The organism is Robertmurraya mesotrionivorans (assembly GCF_050971805.1).
In the GTDB taxonomy this organism is placed as follows: Bacteria; Bacillota; Bacilli; order Bacillales; family Cytobacillaceae; genus Robertmurraya_A.
Genome location: NZ_JBPCCH010000030.1, coordinates 13753 through 37579, shown reverse-complemented (window position 1 = coordinate 37579; position 23827 = coordinate 13753). Strand labels below are relative to the sequence as shown.

The window sequence follows — 23827 nt, the reverse complement described above, 5'->3', positions numbered from 1 at the left end:
GTGCTACAGTAGTATTTAGGGAATGGAGTTGTTAACATGGCAATATTTTATTCAAAAATAGATAACACAAACTATACGGTCTATAAAAATCAGAACGGACCGCTGATTAGCACTAAAAGTGTTCCTGTTATTGAAGTAGATGGATATGTTTTTAAAGATTTGGAGGGAATCGGGGAACTTCTTCCTTATGAAGATTGGCGTCTTGATCATAAAACCCGTGCAGAGGATTTGGCAAACCGGATGACAATGGAAGAAAAGATTGGTTTGATGCTGCATACTTCACATCAACAAATTCCAACCTTACCCCGTTCCACAAAGTACCCTCACACATATAATGGACAGCCATTTATGGAAAGTGGATCAGAACCCTGGGAGTTGACGGATCAACAGATCAAGATGTTAGAAAATGAACATGTGAGACACTTACTTGCTGCTAAATATAAAGACGTGGAAACTGCCGTGAAATGGAATAATAGTCTGCAAGAACTTGCTGAGAAACTTCCGCACGGTATACCTGTCAATATTTCTAGTGACCCGCGTCATGGAGTAGGAGAGGGAGATCATGAGTATAAAACGACAGGCTTAAATATCTCACAATGGCCAGAGGGGATTGGCCTGGCTGCAACCTTTTCTCCAGAAATCTGTAAGACTTTTACTACGATCGCATCAAAAGAATATAGAGCCTTAGGAATTTCCACAGCGCTTGGTCCGCAGATTGACTTGGCCACGGATCCAAGATGGATGAGAGGAATGGACACTTTTGGGGGTCATACAGCACTCGCTACAGACCTAGCGAAAGCTTATTGTGATGGAATGCAGACGACAGAAGGTTCCGAAGATGGATGGGGGAAGAACAGCGTAATAGCCATGGCGAAGCACTGGCCAGGTGGTGGTACTGGTGAAGGTGGTCGTGATGCTCATTATGCTTTCGGTAAGTATGCAGTCTATCCTGGAGGGAATTTTAAAGAGCATCTTAAACCATTTTTAGAAGGTGCAATGGACCTAGATGGTAATACCGAGAAATGCGCTGCTATAATGCCGTATTATAGCATTTCGTGGGAACAGGATAAAAAAGTGGGAGAGAATGTTGGGAATGCTTATAGCGAGTATATAATGAAAGATCTGCTTCGAGAGAAGTATGGTTACGAAGGTGTTGTATGTACAGATTGGGGCATAGATCAAGACATGACTCCAGAGATCGGTGCTTTTTTTCCAGGTGGGAAGTCTCATGGTGTAGAGCATCTCAGTATTCCAGAACGGTTTTTAAAACTAATCATGAATGGTGTGAATCAGTTCGGAGACGTAGATACGGCTGAACCCGTATTAGAGGCTTATAAAATAGGGTGTAAAAAGCATGGTCAAGAAGTAATGGATCAATTGCTACGTAATTCGGCAGTAAAGATTCTTACGAATATGTTCCGTGTTGGTCTTTTTGAAAATCCATATTTAGATTTAGATGAGAGTCTATCCGTTTTAGGTAGTGAAGAATACGTTAAAGCAGGCTATGAAGCACAGGTAGCTTCTGTTGTAATGTTGAAGAATAAGAATGAAGTACTTCCATTGAGAAATAAGGTTAAGGTTTATGTACCCGATAGAAAGATTAATGAATTCTACAACTTTAATAGAATCAAGAATACCACCCAAGAAATTCAGCCAATAAAAGAGGAACTTTTGGCTCAATACTTTGAACCTGTTAAAAATCCAGAAGAAGCGGATGTTGCAATCGTTTTTGTAGATAGTCCAATTGGAAATGGCGGCTATAATGGTGGTTATAATCCTGAAAATCATTACAGTTATGAAAATAACGGTGGCTACGAGCCTATTAGTTTACAGTACCGCCCTTATACCGCTGTCAGTGCAAGAACAGAAAGTATAGCTGGAGGAGACCCAAGGGAAGAGACAACTAATAGAAGTTATCTTGGAAGGACTTCTTTAACTGCTAATGAGTCAGATCTTGATAATGTTATCAATACAAAGAAAAAGATGGGCGAGAAGCCAGTAATTGTCTGCATACGTTTAAAACAGCCTGCCGTTCTTTCGGAATTAGAGCCTTTTGCTGACGCTATATTAGTAGATTTTGGGGTGCAAAAAAAGGCAGTCTTGGACATCATTGCTGGGGAATATGAACCTACAGGTTTACTACCTATACTGCTTCCAAAGGATATGGAGACAGTCGAACAACATTGTGAAGATTTACCTTTTGATATGGAAGCTTATAAGGATACGGAAGGAAACACATATAACTTTGGTTTCGGTATGAGCTATTCCGGAAAAATTAGTGATGAGAGAACACAGAAATATAAACTCTAATATTAATAAAAATGTTTATACAATTTTGCCTATGCACCAGCTTTATCCCTAATCGTGTTAGAAGCTTAAAATGTTGGTGCATTATTGTTAAGTGGGGTAACGATTCTGGAATCTAATAATGAAAGTCGGAGGACTTTTTAATGAAAAAGTTTAATAGTAATTTTATGATTGGCGCTGCTACAGCGGCCCACCAAGTAGAAGGAAATAATATAAACAGTGATTGCTGGGTACTGGAAAATATTCCTGGATCCACGTATAAAGAGCCATCTCTTGATGCTGTTGACCACTATAACAATTATAAAGAGGATATAAATTTATTAATAAATGCTGGACTTAATGCGTACAGATTCACAATCGAATGGGCAAGAATTGAGCCTGAAAAAGGTAAGTTTGATAAAAAAGAGATTGAACATTATAGAAATGTCTTAAACTTTTGTCACGAGAACGGTGTGACTCCTATTGTAACCTTACACCATTTCTCCTCTCCCAAATGGTTAATAACAGAGGGCGGCTGGGAAAGTGAATCAACAATTGAATACTTTGGCAATTATAGTATGCATGTTGTTTCTGAGTTGGGTGAATTAATTCCATATATTTGTACGATTAATGAAGCAAATATGGGAGTTCAGATAAAAAGAGTCATGGAAGATATGAAGAGTCAAATGGCGGGTGAGGCCAAGCAGGAAAATGGAGATGTTCAAGTCGGTCTCAATATGGAAATGCAAAAGAGGATGGAAGACTATTACCGAACAGCTGGAGAAACATTTGGGATTGATCCAAGAAATGTTCATACCTTCTTAGCGCCGCGTACAGAACATGGCGATCGAATTATTATGAAATCTCATGAAAAAGCAAGAAAGGTGATTAAGGAGACGAATCCTAAAATCAAAGTCGGAGTTACGATGTCGTTGTATGATTATCAGACATTACCTGGTGGAGAGGAATATGTAAAAGTCTTGCAAAGTGAAGATTTTCTAAACTATTTGCCTTATATCCAAGAGGATGATTTCTTTGGAGTGCAAAATTATACCCGGAAAGTGTATGGACCCAATGGGAAAGTAGAGCAGAATGAAGATACTAGATTAACCGATATGGGTTACGAATTTTATCCAGAGGCATTAGCTGGGGTATTAAGATTTGTGCATGAACATTGGGATAAGCCGATTATTGTTACAGAAAACGGTGTTGCCACAACTAATGATGAGGAAAGAAGAGAGTTTATTCAACGTGCATTAAATGGGGTTTATGAGTGTATACAAGAAGGAATTGAAGTGATTGGTTACACGCACTGGTCATTACTAGATAATTTTGAATGGCAGCTTGGATACGAGAAAAAATTTGGATTAATAGCTGTTGATCGGACCACTCAAACCAGATATCCAAAAGAAAGTTTGACAACTTTAGGGAATATAAAAAAAATCGGATTGACCTAGGAGGTATTCACTTTATGACAAATATGGATTCTAGACACGGAAAAGATGAAAAGCTTTTAGTCTTACCTTATACAAAAGGTTATGACATTAATGAAATCGATGGATTGTTTTATATGTTAAACCGTGACTTTACGGGGTGCGCGATTATTACATTTTCAAAGCCTATAAAGGAAGATGTTCTCGGAAATATAACTGTAGCTGAAGTAAAGATAGAAAAGTATCATACCCTTGATCTTCGTCACTTCGGAGGTGGTCAGTTAATTGGAATTCCAGTACGTGGTATTATGACCGAATATGATAAAAGCTATTCAGTTAAAGTGGAAGGCTTTGTTGATGAAGATGGAAATATGATGGAGTCTCAAGAAATTGAGATAAAAACCTTACCTAAAAAATTTCCAGTTCCAGGTTATGAGGAACATGATAAAGTTGCTTTAGAAGCAGCGAGAGAAGGTATTGTGCTGCTAAAGAATGAAAACCAATTACTTCCGTTACAAAAAGATGAAGTGTTAAATATATTTGGCAAAGGACTTTGGGAATTTCGCATTAGTGCGACTGGTGCAGGGAAAATAAACCCTCGATATAGTGTAGGCTTAATTGAAGCCATTGAAAACTATAGTAATTTCACTCTTAATCCGGATTTGAAATCACTTTATTCTACTTACAAGAATGAAATACCATCAGAAGATACTTTAAAGAATGCTATTAATCACTCAGACACTGCCCTTATAACGATTACTAGGGGTTCTGGAGAAAATTTTGACAATAACCCAGCTAAAGGTGAATTTTATCTGTCAGATGAAGAAGAGGCTCTAATTAAAACGGTGACAGGTACATTTTCAAAAACAATTGCGATTATTAACTCAGGATATCCAATTGATGTTTCTTGGGTAGAAAAGTACAACATTACGGCAGTGCTGAACTGTGGGTTTGTTGGCATGCTGGGGGGGCAAGCTCTAATTGAGATTTTAGATGGGAGAGTTAATCCATCTGCTAAACTTCCAGATACTTGGAGCGTTGATTACCACGATATCCCTACTAGTAAAAACTTTTACCATGCAATAAATGGTAATCCGTTGTTAGGTACGGAATCTTCTAATTTTATTGATACGGTTTATGAGGAAGGCATTTATGTAGGATACCGATATTTTGAAACGTTTGGTAAAGCAGTGGCATATCCTTTTGGATATGGGCTTAGCTATACATCCTTTAATCTACTTGTAACAAACTTTGGACATGTAGAAGGAAAGACAAAACTTTCTGTTGTGGTAAAGAACACAGGTGCAGTTCAAGGTAAGGAAGTAGTACAAGTTTATGCAAGTGAACCAGAGTTAAAGTTAGAGAAGCCTTCTAAGAAACTAGTAGCGTTTGCAAAGACGAACCAATTAAATCCTGGTGAGAGTCAAACGCTCTATTTTGAAATAGAAGAGAAACGTTTAACTTCTTATGACGAAGAGTCGGCTTCATGGATTATGGAAGAGGGTACTTATGAATTTTATGTAGGTAATTCCGTAAGAAGTTTGCAGAAGGTTGGTAGTTTTGAGCTGCAGGAGAGTAAAACGATTGAAAAGGTCGAAAACCGCATGTGTCCACCAGTTGAGATTCGTACCTTGTCTAAAAAGGATCCGAAGGGAACGTATCCTTCAGGTGAATTCTCAGGTATAAAACAAGGTGTGGATCAACTGGAACCAAAAGCGAAACGTACTAGAAATAAGGAAGCTAACCCAATTGGAGCCGAAGTACCTAGTGAACTAATAAAATATTCAGAAGTAGAAAAGAACCCAGAATTGCTAGAAAGTTTTGTAAAACAGCTATCCGTAGAAGAAATGGCTAGATTATCCGTATGCGCTAGCCATGGATGGGGAATGCATCAAAAAGGAGAAGCAGGGCGTGTCTTCCTATTAGATAAATATGGTATGAAAGATTACGTTGTGGCAGATGGTAATAGCGGAGTCAATGTTAACAAGCCTAATATTGGTATGCCATCCAGTGCAGTAGTTTGTGCTTCTTTTAATCAAAACTTAGCCTACGAGGTTGGAAGAGTGATTGCAGAGGAAGCAAAGGAAAATGATATTCATATGATTCTAGCCCCAGGTATGAATATTCATAGAGATCCATTAAATGGAAGGCACCCGGAGTATTTTTCAGAAGATCCATATCTTGCTGGAATTATGGCGGGACACCAAAGTAAAGGGTTAGAGGAAAATGGTGTATCAAGCTGCTTAAAGCACACAGTTGCAAACAATTGTGAATCATCCCGTAAACGAAATCAGAGCTTAATGACTGAACGCACACTACGTGAAATCTATTTAAAGGCTTTTGAAATTGCAATGGAAGTACACAAACCGGATTCGATTATGACTGGCTATAATGCAGTAAATGGTGTATTTACTGCGGAAGATGAAGAAATGATTCAAGGAGTATTCCGTGGTGAATTTGGTTTTGAGGGCTTTGTGATGACGGATTGGAATTCCTATGATACGGCAGATGTTGTGGAATCAGTACAAGCAGGTAACAGTTGGATGACACCAGGCTCTTTAGATGACACTTACGTCACTCCAATAATCGAAGGTGTGAAAGAAGGCAAAATTGATAAAGCACGTTTAGAAAGGAATATATTCTATCTACTTCGTGCGATGTTAAAGCGGACAAAGCAAGGGGAATGATCGAGGTCTGGTAGCAATTCTTGTGATCCAGACACACTGGATCAATATAAGCTTCCCTCTCAGGCTGAAGAGTTGACCTATTTCATTCGTCCTTTAGTCATGGTATACACGATATGTTTGCACTGTCTAGTGAAATTCCGAAATAGGATTAATTACGAATGATTCGAAAATAGCTTAAGAAGTCCAGATTTGAAGGCAAAATTTGAGTGCTATAAGCACCGCTTAGGAGTGTTAAAGAGAATGAAAGAAATAGTAGTAGTTTGTACAATGGGTATTTCTACAGCTTTTATCGTGAGAGATATGTTGAAAAGTGCAGAAACAAAGAAGGTAGATATCAATATCAGACCATTAGCAATGGAAAATTTGTATGAAACAGTAGAATCTAATTCAGTAGATTTAGTTATATTAACGTCTCCACTAGCTTCACGGTTTAATGAAGTAAAAGAAAAATTAGCTGGTCAAGTTCCGGTTCTGATGGTTAGTGGGGAACATTATGTCAAGGTTAATGGGGAAGCTATCTTGGAAGAAGTATTAGAATACTTGAAGTAAATCCAATTTAAAATAACCAACGCTGCCGAAGGTGTTGAGTTATTGGTAAATGTTCCAAAGTGCTAGCATCCAAATTGTATTGATTAGATTTTATAAAAGTGCTCGGGTGTCACGGTATGACGAAAATGAGCCAAGCTGGAATGAACAGGGACATCCTTTATGTTTGGAGTGCCGATGAAGTTGCGCCATGCCTGATTCTTAGGGTCCTTCAGCTGCCTACAAAGTACTCTAAAAGACGTTATTTCCGGACGTGTAAAGTACAAGTAATGCATACGGAAATAGGTTCTAGAATCACTCGGTGGACGACCACCATCTTTATATAGTGGAAAATGCACCTCGCAAATTGGTATTTTTGGTTGTTCCAGAACTGCTATTTTACCATTTTTAGCAGAGGTGCATTTTATTTTTTGAGGTATGCATTTGTAATGCCAATAATTTAATTTGGCTAATCACCTCTAACAAAAATTATATTACTATTTAGGAGTGAATAAAAAATGCTAGGAACTTGGAATGCCATTGTTAATACACCTTTTACAACAATGAAATTAATTTTTACTGTTGAAAAGGAAGATTCATATCGATTTACTATACAAGAGCCAAAGCAATTTGACATATTCAATTCAATTAATGTGGAAGATAACAGTCTTAGGGCAACAGGGGAATTTGAGGTTATGTTACAGGAAACTACTGCTGAGATAAACCTCACCTTTTCAGAAGCATCATTTAGGGGTTCTTTGAATTTTTATCCTTTTGGAGAAATATCAATAGAAGGTGAAAAGGGAGAAGGAATTTCATTAAGAGACCATTTAAATAACGAATTGAAAAAATATAGAAAGACAGAACCTGTGCTAGAAAGAAGTAATCAAGAAATACAAGAGGAAGTCAATAAGCTAGTTGCAGAAATGTCGATTACAGAAAAAATAGGTCAAATGAGTCAATGTACTGCATCTACTTTTTCTTTTGGTGAACATTCAGGGACAGTACCTCCTGAGCAGTTAGTTAAAGAAGGTAGAACAGGTTCAATCCTGGGTGCATTCGATATTAACAAGGTTTTTGAATTGCAAAAAATTGCAGTAGAAGATTCAAGGTTAGGAATTCCTTTGTTATTTAACGCTGATGTCATTCATGGTCATCAAACCATTTTCCCTGTCCCCTTAGGATGGTCGTGCAGTTGGGATCTAGAAAGAATTAGAAAAGCTTGTGAAATTGCAGCAAAGGAAGCCACTGCATCTGGTCTTACTTACAATCACGGACCGATGGTTGATGTCACAAGGGATCCTAGATGGGGAAGGGTAGTAGAAGGTGGAGGCGAGGATCCTTATTTGGGATCACTGATTGCGGAAGCCCAAGTAAAAGGTTTTCAAGGAGATAGTCTACTGAGCAAGACTTCTATCCTTGCATGTTTGAAGCACTTTATTGCCTATGGTGCTGGAGAAGGTGGAAGAGATTATAATACAGTAGACATTTCAGAAGGAACATTAAGAAATGTCTATCTTCCTCCTTTTAAAGCGGGGATAGAGGCTGGGGCTGCCTCAGTTATGAATAGTTTTAACATATACCAAGGTATCCCAGTAGCAGGAAATAAGCCTCTATTAAAAGGTTTGTTAAGGGAGGAACTTGGTTTTGAAGGAATATTAATCTCGGACCATGGATCCATTAAAGAAATTGAAACACACGGCGTAGCAAAAAATGAAAAAGAGGCTGCTAAAATGGCCTTGGATGCATCAATGGATATCGAAATGGTTACGGCTTCCTATTTAAATAATCTACCTACCTTACTTGAGGAGGGCAAAGTAGAAGAAGCTCAATTAGATGAAGCGGTAAAAAGAATTCTAACTTTTAAATATAAAATTGGAATTATGGATGACCCTTTTCGCTATATACAACCTGATAAAGAAGAGGAATATCACTTCTCACAGGAGCACCGGAATGAGAGTAAAGAATTAGCAAAGAGGTCTATTGTCCTTCTGAAAAATGAGGGAGTGCTTCCTCTCCAAAAAGACAAAAGGAAAATTGCGGTTATTGGCCCTTTTGCAAATAGCAAAGACTTATTGGGACCTTGGCAATTCTCCCAATACTGGGATAAAACAGTCACTTTATTCGAAGGAATAAAAGAAAAAGTCAGTGATCAGAACATTATTTATGAAGAAGGATGTAAGGTATATAGTGAAATTAATGGTGGAATCGATCAAGCTCTTCGTAAAGCCGAACAGGCTGACTACATCATATTGGCTTTAGGTGAAGACAGCAATATGTCAGGAGAGGCAGCATCCAGAATGGATTTAGAGCTTCCGGAAGTACAACGAAAGTTAGCGGAAGAAATCGTCAAACTAGGAAAACCTACCATACTTGTCTTAACCAATGGTCGCCCACTAGTTCTGGAATGGTTTGAGAAAAATGTTGATACAATTTTAGAAACTTGGTTCTTAGGATCAGAAGCCGGTCATGCCATTGCTGATGTGTTATTTGGAGATTACAATCCATCTGGAAAGATAACCATGAGTTTCCCATACAAAGTTGGGCAGGTTCCTGTTTACTATAATCACTTTAATACAGGGAGACCGCTAACAAAGGCTAATCAAGATAGTAAGTTTGTTTCCAAATACTTTGATGGTCCAAATGAACCTCTTTATCCTTTTGGTTATGGCTTAAGTTACACAACGTTTTCATATTCTAAAATTGAGTTAGACAAGAATCAAATTTCTAAGAATGATGAAATCAAAGTTAGTATTACCGTGACCAATACTGGAAAAAGAACAGGGGAAGAAACAGTCCAATTATATATTCAGGATTTAGTTGGAAGCGTTGTTCGACCCGTTAAGGAACTTAAGGGATTTAGAAAGGTGTATTTAAAACCTGGTGAATCTAAAAAGATTACCTTCACCATTACAGAAGAACAATTAAAATATTATACCGCTGATATGAGTTATAGAGCTGAAATTGGTGAATTTAAAGTTTATATTGGTTCTAATTCTAGAGACTTAGAAGAGGCGACTTTTCATTTAGTAGAATGATCTATCTTTAATTGAAGAAGGTGTAAGAGCCAGGCCGTTGGAGTCGGTTCTACTTCACACTACTACAAAGCACATTTGAAATGTTTTAACATAGCAAAAGTTGATATAGATGATATCTTGTCTGTACAGTAATCGATCTTAAGTAAGTAAAGGACTTATATGAATAGGGGAGGAATTCAAGTGATTCAAGAATCGTATAAATTATGGAAAGATGATGAATATACTTATCGAGTTCATGGGAATTTTATTCCTAATATTGTTAGCTACATTCATGACGAAGATAATGAGTTGCGACCAGCTATGGTTATAGTACCTGGTGGTGGTTATCATTTCGTATCGCATTCAGAAGGTGAGATTGTCGCAAAAGAATTTTACGAGAAAGGATACAACTCATTTGTTGTCACTTACACCACAACCCTATCTGGGGAGGACATACCTTTAAAATTTCAGCCATTAAAGGATTTGTCTAAGGCTGTTATGTATATTCGAAAAAGAGCAGAACAATTTCGGATACAACCAAATCAATTGACCTTATGTGGTTTTTCAGCCGGTGGACATCTCTGTGGAAGTCTTGCGGTCCATTACGATGCAAAGGAATTAGTTCATAAAGGTGAGTACGAAGGAATTAGTAATCGTCCTGACGCAGTAATCTTATCCTATCCAGTCATTTCTTCTGAAAGCCATGTACATCAAGGATCATTTAAAGCACTTTTAGGACCAGATGCAACCATTGAAGAGTTATCGTATATGTCTATAGAGAAACATGTTAAAAGTGATACACCACCATCATTCATCTGGCACACAGCAACAGATGAAGTTGTTCCGGTAGAAAATAGTTACTTGTATGCAAATGCATGTAAGGAAGCGCGAGTCCCATTTGAACACCATGTGTTCGGAAATGGAAATCATGGATTGTCACTGGCTAACGAGGATTGGGCGACTGGAAATTATGGCGGAGAGTACACGATGGAACAGTTTTTTGAAAGCTTACAGATCGCTATTGACCATGATACGGAGTTATCCCCTCCATTTAGTCAGTTGAGAAATCTTCCTGAAGGAGTAAGTATTAAAGATGCATTGCTGCAAGGAATGAATAGCCAGCTAGATAAACGAGTGGATAAAGGAATTGCACTATGGCCTGAATTGGCACATAACTGGCTACATAAGCTGTTTAATTTATAAGTGAAGGAATTCTCTATAATTTTTTGACAGATAATGGTTATCGAGAAGGCGAGTCTCTTACCGATAATACTCATACACGTTGGGTTGAGGAAAAACTTGGTATCAATATTGAGTCGCTATGGGAAGCATCTGTAGCTGATGGAAGCTTTGCTGAGAAATTAAAACTAGCAGTTGCGAGTAAGCAAGAATTACCCGACTTCATTTGGGTTATGGACGAGCAGTTGATTACGATGTTAATAGAATCTGGTTTGGTACTTGAGTCAGGAGAAGCATTCGATAAGTATGCTTCAGATACGTATAAAGCAGCACTTGCAGAAGCTCCTGAGGCTTGGCATCCGTACATGGCGGATGGTAAAAAGTATGGTGTTCCGAATCTCGCTGAAAACCAGACATCCCAACCGGTATTATGGATTCGACAAGATTGGCTAGATAAATTAGGATTACAGGCACCTACTACCCTCCAAGAGCTTGAGGTTGTGATGGAGGCTTTTGCAACTCAGGATCCTGATGGGAATGGTAAAAATGATACGATTCCACTTGGAATTTCTGGTTCTCCAAACTTTATTGGCAGTCCTATTCCTGAGACTTCTTGGGTCTTTGGAATGTTTGGAGCAATTCCAGAAATATGGTCTCCTGGGAATGATGGAAAGCTTGAATACGGATCTGTTCAACCAGAAATTAAAGATGCCTTAGCTAGATTAAGAGATTGGAAAGCAAAAGGATATTTAAATGAAGTTGCACTTTCTAACTTTAATGAATTTGCAAAAGAAATTACTTCAGGAAATATAGGAATGTTTGCAGGTCCGAACTGGTCAATTAACTATCCACTTTCTATACTATTGCAGACGAATCCAGATGCAAGATATATGCCATATGCACTACCAGTAGGAACAGATGGGAAAGGTATGCATGTTATGGATATCAATACTCTTGGGGCAGTTTTCTTTAATAAAGATATTTCAGAAGAAAAATTACAAGCATTCTTCCATTATCAAAATACCATGTATTCTATATACGATAGTGAAGATCCATATCTCTTTAAAGACTTCCAAGAAGGCTATGATTATGTCCTGAAAGATGGAAACCCAGTTTCTCCTGAAAATCAGCTTCAAACCCAAAAATATATGTTAACGGGAAGCTCACCAACTTATCTATCTAAAAAAACAGAAGCTTTAGTAAAAGGTGCAAAGGGTGAGGAATTGTCAAATCAAGAAAAAGCAGCTTTAAATTCTTCTGGGTCCTTAGTTGATATTACGGATACATCAAACCCCCTTAATCAAATATTAAATATGGCGACTGTTGTAGCTGTGGAACAAGAGAATGTAGGAGTAACTGATTATTTCACCGGTCCTCCAACAAAAACAATGTCACGAAGATGGGAAATGCTAAATAGATCTCAAATGGAAACTTACACAGACATTATTTATGGCAAAAAGCCAATTGAAGCATTTGACGAATTTGTAGAGAATTGGTATTCGAGTGGTGGAGAAGATATTACTAAAGAAGTAAATGAATGGTATGATTCTGTAAAATAAATGATTTTTCCATCATTCCATTTTCTGAAAGTTGTAAAATTAGATGCGCACGGATCAATAGGAAAAACAGGGATTATTAAAATCGAATCCCTGTTTTTTATTATCCTTTTTAGTTACTTTTCTAGTTATTGCTATATTTATTGTTGTTGATAGATTATCTTTTTTTTGATTGATTGTTATTTTAGTTGCAAAAAAATATTAATAGATTAAGGAATCTAATGAATTTTTGTATAGGGTGTATAAAAAATGAGGGGGCGGAGTATGTCATTTTCAGAAAATACTAGAATAAGTGATTTGTTAAAAAGTGAAGCAGCAAAGGCAGTTTTGGAAAAATACTTTCCTGGTTTCACTACAGCCAACAGTCTAGATAGAGCCCAAGGATTTACACTTAAGGTAATATCGAAATTTCCCCAGTCAAATATGACATCAGACCAAGTGAAAGCATGTGTGGAGGAACTAGCAAAAATAGATGAACCAGGAATCGAGACCATTACGATTAGAAAAGACCAATTACAAAAGAAATGGTTTTAAAGATGCCTTGAAATGGGGAATAATCGGTCCTGGTAAGATTTCAAGACTATTGGCGGAAGCGATTGAGGGGACTGAGGGTTCGGAGCTTTATGCTGTTGCATCAACGTCCTTGGATCGAGCAAAAGCCTTTGCGGAAGACTTTCCTGTTCAAAAGGTATATGGGTCATATGAGGAGTTGGCCGAGGACCCTGCAGTAGACGTAGTATATATCGCAAATCTCAAATCACAGCACGTTGAAACAGCAAAATTGGTACTAAATAAAGGGCTTGCTGTGTTATGTGAAAAGCCACTTACGATCAATGCAAAACAAGCAGAAGAATTAATTACCATTGCACGCAATAAGAATGCTTTTCTGATGGAAGCCATGTGGATGAGATATAACCCAAATATTATCAAACTAAAAGAATTGATAAATGAAGGCAGAATAGGTCAGGTGAAAAAAATAGAAGCTGACTTTTCATTTGTTAGTGAGCCTGATTCAACTCTCAGATTGCCAGAGTTCGGAGGAGGAGCACTACTGGATCTAGGGATTTATCCAATCTCCTTTGCAAATTTTATAGTGGGTAGATTCCCGGATACAATCACATCAAAAAGTGAGCTGACATCAACAGGAGTTGATGGTGTGGATACAGTCACATTCCAATGGCAATCGGGGGAAGAGGCAGAGTTGAGCTGTGGAATTGATCGCTTTGGAGACATGACAGCCAAAGTGACTGGGACCGATGGTTATATCGAAGTATATCCACCTTTTCATAGTGCACAAGTGATTCGTCTTCATAATTCCCAAGGGGTAAAGGAAATTACCTACCCTTATAGGATTAACGGATATGAATATGAGGTAGAAGAGGTGATGCGTTGCCTGGATTCAGGTTTACTAGAAAGTCCTATTATGGCACTTAACGAAACATTGGAAACGATGAAGCTTATGGATGGACTACTTTCAAAATGGGGAGTAGTTTATCCAGGCGAATAAGTTTTTGTCAGGAAATCCTTATTAACTATAACTATAGGATATAGTTGCTTTATTTTTCATTACTAATACTAATGGTATTATTTTTATCGTAAAAATTATAAGCAAATTAGAATGGTTATTATATGATACGAATTTACAATCCGGGTAACAAATATAAAATAATAAAATGAAAACGTATACTATAATAATTTAATAGAATAAAGAAACCTTTTTACAAAGGATGGACACTTAAAGGGAGGAGCTTAAGAAAAGAGATATTAAACATGTTATTTCCCAATTGACTTTGGAAGAGAAAGTAAGACTGTGTTCAGGAGTAAGTGCCTGGAATACAATAGCCATGCCAGATCATGGTATCCCGTCCATAATGTTGACTGATGGACCACATGGACTCAGAAAACAGACAGGTGCCGAGGATCATATGGGATTGAATGAAAGTGCACCAGCAACCTGTTTCCCTACTGCAGTAGGTCTTGCTAGTTCCTGGAATAAAGAGCTTATTGAAAAGGTAGGGGTTGCACTTGGCTACTTGAGGTAATTCCATTTTCAAAACAATTTTATCTAATAGAAACAAGGTCAATCCTCAAAAATATTGGAGAGGTGGCTGGCGAAGAGACTGCCCAAGTCTATATCAAGCCAGCCACCTCTAGTGTATTCAGAGTCAATAAAGAATTAAAGGGATTTGCTAAAGTGAATTGTTAAAGCATTATTATCGTGCAGACGTACATCATATCGGAGAAAGAGAATTCCATCACCTACTCGGTTATACACCAGTAAGCCCATTCTGGGATCGAAAAAATCACAAATGGGAAAATTAGTAACAAAATGTTAGATCGGTTCCTTAAGTTGATAAATCTTTGGTAAGTGAATAAATCTATTTATAATCGTAAGTTATGCATAAGTTAGAAACAGCTCATCAATAGTATTTTTATACTAATCTTCTATTATATTAAATTTAACACTAAGGTTCTTCTAATATAGAGGATATTGCCTAGTTCTTAGAATAAAAGATGCAAGAGGAGGGGGGAGAAATAAATGCTACGAACAAAGATTGTGGTACAGCTTAACAGGGGTCTGAGGGCCCGAAGTGCTTCCGAGTTTGTGAGAATAGCGACTTTGTTTACAAGTGACATCAATATAATCAAAAAAGGGAGATTGTTGGATGGTAAAAGTATTATGGGGTTGATGTGCCAGTCGATTAGAGAGGGAGAAGAAATCATTCTAATAGCAGATGGAATTGATGAAATAGAGGCAAGTCATTGCCTGAGCCAGTATTTATTAAATAATAAATAAACAAAGTAAACTAATCAAATCATATGACGGTATAATCTGTTATTAATTTAGTAAGGGGAAATAATAGTGAAAATAGCCTTTATTGCTCATGATAACAAAAAAGAGGACATAGTTAGATTTGTAACAGCATATGAGCCTGTGTTTATTAATCATGAATTATTCTCGACAGGAACTACAGGGAAAAAAATAATGGAACATACGAACTTGCAAATCCATAGGTTTAAATCTGGCCCTTTAGGTGGAGATCAAGAAATTGGCTCATTAATAGCAAAAAATCTAATGGATATTGTATTCTTTTTTCGAGACCCTTTAACTCCTCAACCGCATGAACCAGATATAACTGCTCTAATTCGTCTGTGCGATGTATATTCAATTCCTTTAGCTACGAATATGGGGACTGCAGAAATATTGGTACATGGTTTAAGCAGAGGTGATTTACATTGGAGAAATATTATACATGAAAAACAACAATGTAGTCTTTAGTAAAAGTAGAATGATTAATCATTTTAACTTAGTAGTTTAATGCCTAATTTGGCTTTTTGATTATCTAACCTTTGTATTATTTTCAGGTATAAAGTTACTGTATTATTAAACGCTAACGAGTAAACGAAACCAGAATCAGTAAAAACGCCTAAACCCTTGATAGTTAGGGATTTAGACGTTTTTTTATGATATTGGAAACTAACGAAAAGTGTTATTAACACGGTAAGACCCTTTAAACATAAGCTAAACAATCTCTGCTTCTTTTGCAATAACAATAAGTTTTTTTATTTAATCATAACCGAAAACAACTCCTCCATTCCACTTACCTTCTTTAGCCCTTTGTGTCATTTCTAGCTTCAAATTTTCAGAAAGAGTATTTCGGTTCCACCTAGGCAATTTGTATTAGTGTGGTAGACCTGGAGTATTTCATTCAACTTCAGAGATAAGTCTTTGCATTGCAGGTCTGCCCTTCTTTAATTGTCATATGATACAAATTTACAATCCGAGTAACAAATATAAAATATTTAAATGATAACGTATTCTATACTATAAATATATTAATAGATATTGGTTTGTTCCAATGCATGAAAACAAATCGCAAAACTCCAGCCAAAGCCTCTGGATAATATTCATTACCGATATTTTAGTTGAAATGGCGAAAAATTGTCTTCTGAGCTTGGCGAACAAGTGAAGTTTTATAAGCATGATGTTTCTATCAGTGCAGAATGGGAAGCGATAGTAGTCGATATTGAAGCAACATTTGGTTGGTACTTAATAAAAGTTAATAAATAGGTATTAATTTGAGGTACAAATTGTCACTTCCTTTTCTAAGATTTTTGAGTGTGTGATAACCTCAGAGGGGCAATTTTTTGCTTATAAAGCCCTCCATTATAAGATTTAATAGCCTATTTCATATAAAGTTTGACATTACGCTTTTTGATAGGGGAGAAAACCATGAAAACTATGTACATTTGTCAGCTACCAAATGAAGTAGCCCTTGATATTTACAATCATATTCACAATAAGCTATTTGAATTGGGTTTTAGAAATAGAGATTTACATGAGTTTGTAGAAAATGCTATGAGCGGAAGAATATGTGATTTAGAGAATATGATTGATATTAATAAATATTTAGTTGATCAAGTTCGGGGGGATAAAGTTGAGAAAATTAATTGGTGTTGATCTAGGTGGAACAACTGTGAAATTGGCTATATTGACTTTACACGGTGAGGTTCAACAAAAATGGAGCATAGAAACAGATATACAGAATGACGGGAAGAATATAGTGCCGAATATTATTGAATCGATTAATCACCGCTTAGACTTATACGGGTTATCCTCTCATGATTTTTTAGGGATTGGTATGGGGTCTCCAGGAGCAGTTAATTATAGGGAAGGGACTGTCATTGGCGCATACAATTTGGGGTGGAAAACTTTACAGCCAGTAAAAGAATTGATAGAAGCTGGAACGGGCATTCCTTTCTTTATTGATAATGATGCAAATGTTGCCGCGTTGGGGGAACATTGGAAGGGAGCAGGTGAAGGTGGTAACAATGTTGTCTTTATTACACTTGGTACAGGTGTTGGTGGCGGTGTTATTTTAGAAGGAAACTTAATTCATGGTGCAGGAGCAGCAGGAGAAATTGGACACATGATTGTCGAGCCCAATGGCTATTTATGTACATGTGGCAATCGAGGTTGTTTAGAAACAGTTGCTAGTGCAACTGGTGTGGTTCGCTTAGTAAGGGAATTATCTGGAAAATATGCTGGTCAATCAAAATTGAAATGGCTAATTGATGATGGCCAGGAAGTAACAGCTAAAACGGTGTTTGACCAAGCAAAAGCAGGTGATAAACTGGCTCTTATTGTAGTAGATAAATTTTACTTATATTTAGGATATGCTTGTGGCACTATAGCTAACATTGTAAATCCTAATGCCATTGTGATCGGTGGTGGAGTGTCTGCTGCTGGAGAATTCTTACTAAAAGGTGTAGAGAAACAATTTCTAAAAAACACATTTCCACAAATAAGAATAAGTACAAAAATAAAATTAGCGAAGTTAGGAAATGATGCAGGAGTAATCGGTGCGGCATCATTGGTAAAAGCACAGAAATGAGAATAGCTGTAGATATAGATTTTCCAAGTAATAAGAAAATATGTGAAAAACATGTTGTGAATAATATAGGTCCTTTTTAAATTTTAATGATTATAATGCGCACACAAGACTTTGAACATCCCGTGGGCATTTTTTTAAAAAGGTATTTCGGACAGCATATGTCAGGCATTAATGATATTGGAGGTTAATAATATGAAATCTATACAACCTAGTGAAAGACGATTGAAACTTAATGTACTACGTAATTCAAAAATTTTCACAAAACTAATAGCCATCATAGTGATTTCTTCACTTTCACTAGTGATTGTTGGATATATTGGAATTTCAGCAATTTTTAAAATATCTGAAGGGGAAAAAGTAATTTATGAAGAACAATTTATCCCTAACAATTTATTTGCTGAACTGAGAAGTCAAAACTTAGAGATTAATTCAAAAATTCTTGAAATACTTCATTCAAAAAATAAGCAAACAAAAGATCAAATACTTCAAGAAATCGAGGCAATCTCTAAAGAAAATGAGGCCATTTCAAAACAAATTTCTAAAATGAATATTGCAGCAAATGTACAAGAAAAAAATAAGGAGTTAATAAAACTAGACAGTCAGTTGGTTGGTATTGCTTCTAATATGATAATGCTTGTTTATCAAAATAAAAATGAGGATGCTTATAATGTATATATTGATAAAATAAAGCCTATTAGAGACCAATATTCACAAACTTTGGCAGATATTCAACTATTAAACTCAAGTAATGCTAAAGCTATTTATGAAGGTGATAAAGTAATAGTCAATAGTGTATATAGATTGCAAATTATCATATTTATAGTAGCCCAAATCTTAACAGTATTAATCGGGATTCTAATCTCAAGAATGATTGTGAATCCAATTAAACAAATGCAATCTTTATTAGCCAAAGCAGAGAATGGCGACTTCACAGTGCAGGGTACGTATGTTTCAAAAGACGAATTGGGTATGCTTACATCTTCCTTTAATAATATGATTCGTGCGGTTCGAAATATCATACAAACAGTAAGCAGCACATCGCACCAAATAGCAGCATCGTCAGAACAACTAAAATCTAGTGCTGAGGAAAACACCAACGCTAGTCAACACATCTCTTATACAGTTCAAGTACTCACGGATGGCGCCCAAAACCAAGTAAGTGGTGTAGATAGTACTAATGATACTATTTTGGAAATGACAAAATCTACTGAAAGTATTTCTGAAAATGCAGACAAAGTATTAACAAACACTCAGTTAACTGAGGAAATGTCAATTCAAGGGAAGCAATCCATTGAAAAAGTAAGTAGCCAAATGGAATCTATTAATAAAACTGTATATTTATTGTCTGAGGCTTTTAGTAGTTTGAAGGGGCGTTTATATGAAATAGGTAATATTACAGGTGTAATCACGGGAATTGCGGACCAAACCAATTTATTAGCATTAAATGCAGCCATAGAAGCTGCACGAGCAGGAGAGCAAGGGAAAGGTTTTGCGGTTGTGGCTGATGAAGTGAGAAAATTGGCTGAACAATCAGCTCAGTCTGCTAAAGCCATTTCAACTTTAATTAACTTCATTCAATCTGATACTGAACAGACAATGGAAACAGTTACGTACGCTACTTCAGAAGTAAAAGAGGGCTTAATTGTCGTACAGGAGGCTGGAAGCATCTTTAATAATATAGAGGAATCAATACGAGGAGTTGTCTTACAAATTAATGATGTGACTAACTCGGTAAGATATCTTATAAAAGGAATAAATGATATTTCTTGTTCTATTAGTGGTGTCAAACAAATAGCAGAAGAGACAGCATCCAGTTCACAATCCGTTTCAGCTGCAACAGAGGAACAATTTGCCTCTATGCAAGAAATAGCCATCTCAACCAAAGCCTTGGTAGAGAATGCTGAATTATTACAAGCGCTAATACAAAAATTCAAAATATCTTAAGTTCTTTAGAACATAGAAATATTGATTATTGATAAATATAAAATAAAGATCGTACATCTGGAATTTATCCGTTTGTACGATCTTTATTTTAATGCTTCTGTTAAAGGATCAGCGAAAATATTACTTATAGCAGTTTCAAGTTTAGTAGTCTTCATCATTGGTATTTCTATTTATTAGGCTAGAAAAAATCCGACTAAAAAGAAAAATAAATTATGACAACTCTGTCATGAAGAATTTCTTTGGGATTATGAAATCTGAGCTCCTCTACATAGAGGAATTTGAGCGTGTGGAACATTTTAAAATAGAATTACAAAAATAAATCAATTACTATAATACCAAACGGATTAAGGCAAAATTAAAAATGAGTCCAGTACAATACCGAACTCATTTTACCCACGCTGCCTAATGAAATAACAGTGTCTAACATTTAGGGGTCACTTCATAGTTTCCATACCTCTTTTTCTTAGCGTGTCTATATAAAGATTATTATTCGCCTATTATTAATATAATTAGTATGCAGTCCAGCCTGCATCAGCTGCAATTACTTGTCCGTTTATAAAGCTTGATTCATCAGAACCTAAGAAAACGGCAAGTTGCGCAACTTCGTCAGGTTTTCCCGTACGTGGCATTGTACCTTGACCAGTTTGTTGACGACCATACCCAAATTCGGAGATATTGGACATAGATGAACCAATGTTAGTCACGACACCTCCAGGGGCGATACCATTACAACGTATACCAGATAGCGCATACATATAAGCAGTGTTTTTCGTTAATCCAGAAACCGCGTGTTTAGAGGCTGTATATGCTGCCCCTGCACGTGCACCACGTAAACCACCTGCTGAAATATTATTTACGATTACACCATGACCTTGTATTAAGAAGATGTTAGTAGCGATACGCATGGCGCGCATTACACCCGTAGTGTTAACTGCAAATACGCGATCCCACCTTTCGTCCGAAATATCTCCAACGGGTTCCATACCGTCCATAATACCTGCATTGTTAACTAAAATATCTAACTTACCAAAATTTTCCGTGGTTTCAGCGAATAATTGTTCTAAGTCTGCTAGTTCAGCAACGTTCGTACGGTTAGCGATTGCGACACCACCGTTGCCGTTAATGAACTTAACTACCGCTTGAGCACCTTCAAAATTATAGTCAGAAACAACTACTCTTGCTCCTTCTTTAGCGTAAAGTTCTGCGATTGCTTTCCCCATCCCTGAAGCTGCACCTGTTACAATGGCTACTTTATCTTTTAATCTCATAGGAAAAAACCCCCTTTGATATTGTACGTATGTACGTTTATAACTAAAATAATAGTATTAATCTGTAAACGTATTCAATAAGCAAAAAAATAAAAAATGTATGATATTATACAAAAAAGTAGATAGTGTTCGATAAAGGAGAGTCCTAATTGAATAAAAATGATTTGCGAGTTCTAAAAACAAAACAAAATATACATTTAGCGTTAACAAACCTATTAAACAAGAAACCATTAAATGATATAAAAGTAACTGAGCTATGTAAGGAAGCAAGTATTAATCGAGGTACATTTTACTTCCATTATCAAGAAGTGGGAGATGTCTTTAAGGAGTTTTTTGAAGAAATTATGTTAGATTTAAAAAACTCTTCCGATGAACCTTATCGTAATAATGCTATTATTACAATTGAAAATTTGGACCCCAAAACCGTTCGGATTTTTCATCATATTAAAAAATATGAGGATTTTTATAAGGTTATTTTATCTAAAGAAGTATCTACAGAGTATTATTACATGTTATTCGATGCTATCCGTTCCATCTGTATTGAAGATAAACATACAGCCCACCCTGGAAAACCAAATAGATATCTATATTCCTATTCAGCAAATGCTATTATTGGACTAATCATTGAGTGGTATCGTCATGATTTTCAAGAATCCGCTGATGAAATGAATGTGCACCTTATCAATGTCCTTACTATAAAAAATAGGGACTCGAGCTCATTTCAGCCACTGCTAAAGGGCAAGAATCTCAACTGAAATGAGGGATTGTACATAAAGTAAAGGCAGACATAATATAAAGAAACATGTCCTAAGTGATACCCTGTAGCTTTTAATCTTATAGAATTCTGGGAAAACACCTTCTTGGATGTTTAATCCGGATTAGAAATACCCGTTTTTGAAAAAATGAACTAGGTAGCGGAACTTCATCTAAATGTGACGGAGATATTTTAGCAGTAGATAAAGATCCAGGGTTTAATAGTCAGATGGCGTTAAAAAGTCAACAATTGGTACATGAATTACATACAAAGCTAGATATTGCATTCGAGTATCGGAACTAGGGTAGTATTCTAGTTTGTGAAAATGATATGGAATTGGAAGCAGCACAGAAATGGGTAAACCTAAGCCCTGGTTGTTCTGGTCAACGACACCTTTATCTAATTCGACGTTCCTATTATTTAATGTACCTGGTTCATTTGAAATGAGTGCTCAAATTGTATCTCTTCATTTACAAATTGTTGTGAGTTGCTATTTCGTTATATAAGCCCTCTCTATATTCAAGTGGTGTTACTCCATATCGTTTCTTAAACTGAGTATAGAAGGAAGTTCTATTTTCGAATCCAAGATGCTTAATAATTGTTGCTATACTTAGCTTGGAGTTCAGTAACAGACTGGTCGCTTCTCGAAGACAAACGTTTCTAGAATATTCAGAGATGGACTGATTGGTGTGTTTCTTAAAAATCTGATTAATGTAATTTCCGTTGTAATGAAGTACTTCAGCAATCTCCTGACGAGTTACTTTACCTTTTTTTTCATTAATATAACGTAATGTCTCCTCAAAAAGATTATTTCCAGAAACCGATTCAAGCTCTACATAGGAGTGTCCGTATAGAGTGGGAAGTTGAAGTTGATGAAAAAAACGGTGGACTAAACCACGAACGATGGATTGGTATCCAGCAGAACTGTTTACCATCTCTTTGATTATAAGATAGATTATTTCCTCCATACCTGTAGTTACTACCTGGATAGGAACCACTATGGGAGAAAAATCAATAAAGTTGCTTTTGTGTCCTTCACTATTGTTTAGATTTTTTTGGAAGAAACTATATAAATTGCCTGTTGCATTAGGAACTTCTTCTTTTAGAAAGGTATTCAGATATTCTTTAGAAATTAAAAAATAAACTACTGTGAAGTTCCCGGAATAACTCTCCTCGTGTCTAATGTTCAAGTTGATGAGACAAGCATCACCTCGATTGTATCGATAATGAACTCCTTCAATAAAAATATCCAATTGTCCATCTAAAACAAATAGTAATTCAAAATAGTTGTGCTTGTGGATTTTACTTAAGTGGAATAGCTGGGAATAATCCACATTGTGAGTAAAGCTTTCTGCAAAATCGATATAGCTAAAGGAATAGCTCTCATTCTCTACATAATTAATTAGTACTAGACCAAATAAGGACTGAAGGACATAAATGTCATGTTCTCCGCTCTTGTGTTTGTCTAAAAAGCTTTCATTAAAACTTTCTTTTAAGTTATGGACTTGATTACTACTTTTAATATCAATATGCAGACTATCTGCAAATTCTAAAATTTGAGCTTTGTAACTAGTACTCATAGTTTACCTCCTTTATATGCGAAAATGATACAACTTGAATTACTAAGTATATAGTTAAGATATTGTATTAGAAGTGGTAAAAGCTAAAATAGATTTATCACCTTTGAATTTTATCATACACGTAGAGCCTGAACAATAAAGGGTGAATAAACAACAAGTTTTTTTATACATTGGTTTAAAAATGATACAGATGAAAAGTTTA

Annotated in this window: 20 protein-coding genes and 3 pseudogenes; 20 read left to right on the top strand and 3 right to left on the bottom strand. The window is 36.3% G+C overall.

The window, feature by feature from the left end:
• Positions 1-36 precede the first annotated feature (36 nt).
• The 4 genes from ACRX5O_RS23640 (at position 37) to ACRX5O_RS23625 (ending at position 6955) form a co-directional block, all read left to right on the top strand.
• A complete protein-coding gene (locus ACRX5O_RS23640) occupies positions 37-2310 on the top strand; it encodes a glycoside hydrolase family 3 protein (protein ID WP_433908191.1) in 2274 nt (757 codons plus the stop codon).
• 140 nt (positions 2311-2450) lie between these two features.
• Entirely contained in the window at positions 2451-3743 is a 1293-nt protein-coding gene (locus ACRX5O_RS23635; RefSeq protein ID WP_433908190.1) for a glycoside hydrolase family 1 protein, read from the top strand.
• Positions 3744-3757: 14 nt separating this feature from the next.
• Positions 3758-6406 carry a beta-glucosidase gene (locus ACRX5O_RS23630; RefSeq protein WP_433908189.1) on the top strand — a complete coding sequence of 883 codons (2649 nt, stop codon included), beginning with the start codon at positions 3758-3760 and terminating at the stop codon, positions 6404-6406.
• A 189-nt stretch (positions 6407-6595) separates the two neighbouring features.
• On the top strand, positions 6596-6955 hold the full coding sequence (locus tag ACRX5O_RS23625; RefSeq protein WP_433908188.1) for a PTS sugar transporter subunit IIB: 360 nt from the start codon (positions 6596-6598) through the stop codon (positions 6953-6955).
• Positions 6956-7038: 83 nt separating this feature from the next.
• Here ACRX5O_RS23625 and ACRX5O_RS23620 read toward each other — a convergent pair whose 3' ends face one another.
• Positions 7039-7290, bottom strand: coding sequence for a transposase (locus tag ACRX5O_RS23620; RefSeq protein WP_433908187.1), 252 nt, complete (start codon positions 7288-7290; stop codon positions 7039-7041).
• A gap of 159 nt (positions 7291-7449) precedes the next feature.
• On the opposite strand from ACRX5O_RS23620, the gene bglX reads away from it, so the two are divergent.
• The 14 genes and pseudogenes from bglX to ACRX5O_RS23550 all read left to right on the top strand — a co-directional run.
• Positions 7450-9969 (top strand): beta-glucosidase BglX, encoded by a 2520-nt coding sequence (gene bglX, locus ACRX5O_RS23615; protein ID WP_433908186.1) that lies wholly within the window; start codon positions 7450-7452, stop codon positions 9967-9969.
• 180 nt (positions 9970-10149) lie between these two features.
• On the top strand, positions 10150-11151 hold the full coding sequence (locus ACRX5O_RS23610; RefSeq protein WP_433908185.1) for an alpha/beta hydrolase: 1002 nt from the start codon (positions 10150-10152) through the stop codon (positions 11149-11151).
• Positions 11152-11174: 23 nt separating this feature from the next.
• On the top strand, positions 11175-12686 hold the full coding sequence (locus tag ACRX5O_RS23605) for an extracellular solute-binding protein (protein ID WP_433908184.1): 1512 nt from the start codon (positions 11175-11177) through the stop codon (positions 12684-12686).
• 261 nt (positions 12687-12947) lie between these two features.
• Positions 12948-13217: a hypothetical protein gene (locus ACRX5O_RS23600; RefSeq protein WP_433908183.1), complete on the top strand. Its 270-nt coding sequence runs from the start codon at positions 12948-12950 to the stop codon at positions 13215-13217.
• Positions 13156-14190, top strand: a complete 1035-nt coding sequence (locus ACRX5O_RS23595; protein WP_433908182.1) for a Gfo/Idh/MocA family protein — start codon at positions 13156-13158, stop codon at positions 14188-14190. Before ACRX5O_RS23600 ends, ACRX5O_RS23595 begins: the two co-directional genes overlap by 62 nt.
• A gap of 256 nt (positions 14191-14446) precedes the next feature.
• A pseudogene (locus ACRX5O_RS23590) lies at positions 14447-14713 on the top strand (glycosyl hydrolase); the annotation flags it as partial.
• Between the two features lie 74 nt (positions 14714-14787).
• The gene (locus ACRX5O_RS23585; RefSeq protein WP_433908181.1) at positions 14788-14889 is read left to right on the top strand and encodes a fibronectin type III-like domain-contianing protein; all 102 of its coding nucleotides are present in this window, start codon (positions 14788-14790) and stop codon (positions 14887-14889) included.
• Between the two features lie 333 nt (positions 14890-15222).
• Positions 15223-15480 (top strand): HPr family phosphocarrier protein, encoded by a 258-nt coding sequence (locus ACRX5O_RS23580; protein WP_433908180.1) that lies wholly within the window; start codon positions 15223-15225, stop codon positions 15478-15480.
• A gap of 66 nt (positions 15481-15546) precedes the next feature.
• Entirely contained in the window at positions 15547-15963 is a 417-nt protein-coding gene (mgsA, locus tag ACRX5O_RS23575) for a methylglyoxal synthase (protein WP_433908179.1), read from the top strand.
• Between the two features lie 663 nt (positions 15964-16626).
• The gene (locus ACRX5O_RS23570) at positions 16627-16755 is read left to right on the top strand and encodes a hypothetical protein (RefSeq protein ID WP_433908178.1); all 129 of its coding nucleotides are present in this window, start codon (positions 16627-16629) and stop codon (positions 16753-16755) included.
• Between the two features lie 162 nt (positions 16756-16917).
• A complete protein-coding gene (locus tag ACRX5O_RS23565; RefSeq protein WP_433908177.1) occupies positions 16918-17145 on the top strand; it encodes a hypothetical protein in 228 nt (75 codons plus the stop codon).
• Positions 17123-18079 (top strand): ROK family glucokinase, encoded by a 957-nt coding sequence (locus ACRX5O_RS23560; RefSeq protein ID WP_433908176.1) that lies wholly within the window; start codon positions 17123-17125, stop codon positions 18077-18079. Before ACRX5O_RS23565 ends, ACRX5O_RS23560 begins: the two co-directional genes overlap by 23 nt.
• 192 nt (positions 18080-18271) lie before the next feature.
• Complete coding sequence (locus tag ACRX5O_RS23555) at positions 18272-20023, top strand: methyl-accepting chemotaxis protein (RefSeq protein WP_433908175.1); 1752 nt, start codon at positions 18272-18274, stop codon at positions 20021-20023.
• Between the two features lie 193 nt (positions 20024-20216).
• A pseudogene (locus ACRX5O_RS23550) lies at positions 20217-20429 on the top strand (IS3 family transposase); the annotation flags it as partial.
• A 103-nt stretch (positions 20430-20532) separates the two neighbouring features.
• Here ACRX5O_RS23550 and ACRX5O_RS23545 read toward each other — a convergent pair.
• On the bottom strand, positions 20533-21291 hold the full coding sequence (locus ACRX5O_RS23545) for an SDR family oxidoreductase (RefSeq protein WP_433908174.1): 759 nt from the start codon (positions 21289-21291) through the stop codon (positions 20533-20535).
• A gap of 149 nt (positions 21292-21440) precedes the next feature.
• Here ACRX5O_RS23545 and ACRX5O_RS23540 point away from each other — a divergent pair, with 149 nt between their 5' ends.
• Entirely contained in the window at positions 21441-22046 is a 606-nt protein-coding gene (locus ACRX5O_RS23540; RefSeq protein WP_433908173.1) for a TetR/AcrR family transcriptional regulator, read from the top strand.
• Positions 22047-22189: 143 nt separating this feature from the next.
• Positions 22190-22408, top strand: a pseudogene (locus ACRX5O_RS23535) (NAD(P)/FAD-dependent oxidoreductase); the annotation flags it as partial.
• Between the two features lie 107 nt (positions 22409-22515).
• Here the strand turns inward: ACRX5O_RS23535 and ACRX5O_RS23530 are convergent.
• Positions 22516-23625, bottom strand: coding sequence for a helix-turn-helix domain-containing protein (locus tag ACRX5O_RS23530; RefSeq protein WP_433908172.1), 1110 nt, complete (start codon positions 23623-23625; stop codon positions 22516-22518).
• Between the last annotated feature and the right edge of the window lie 202 nt (positions 23626-23827).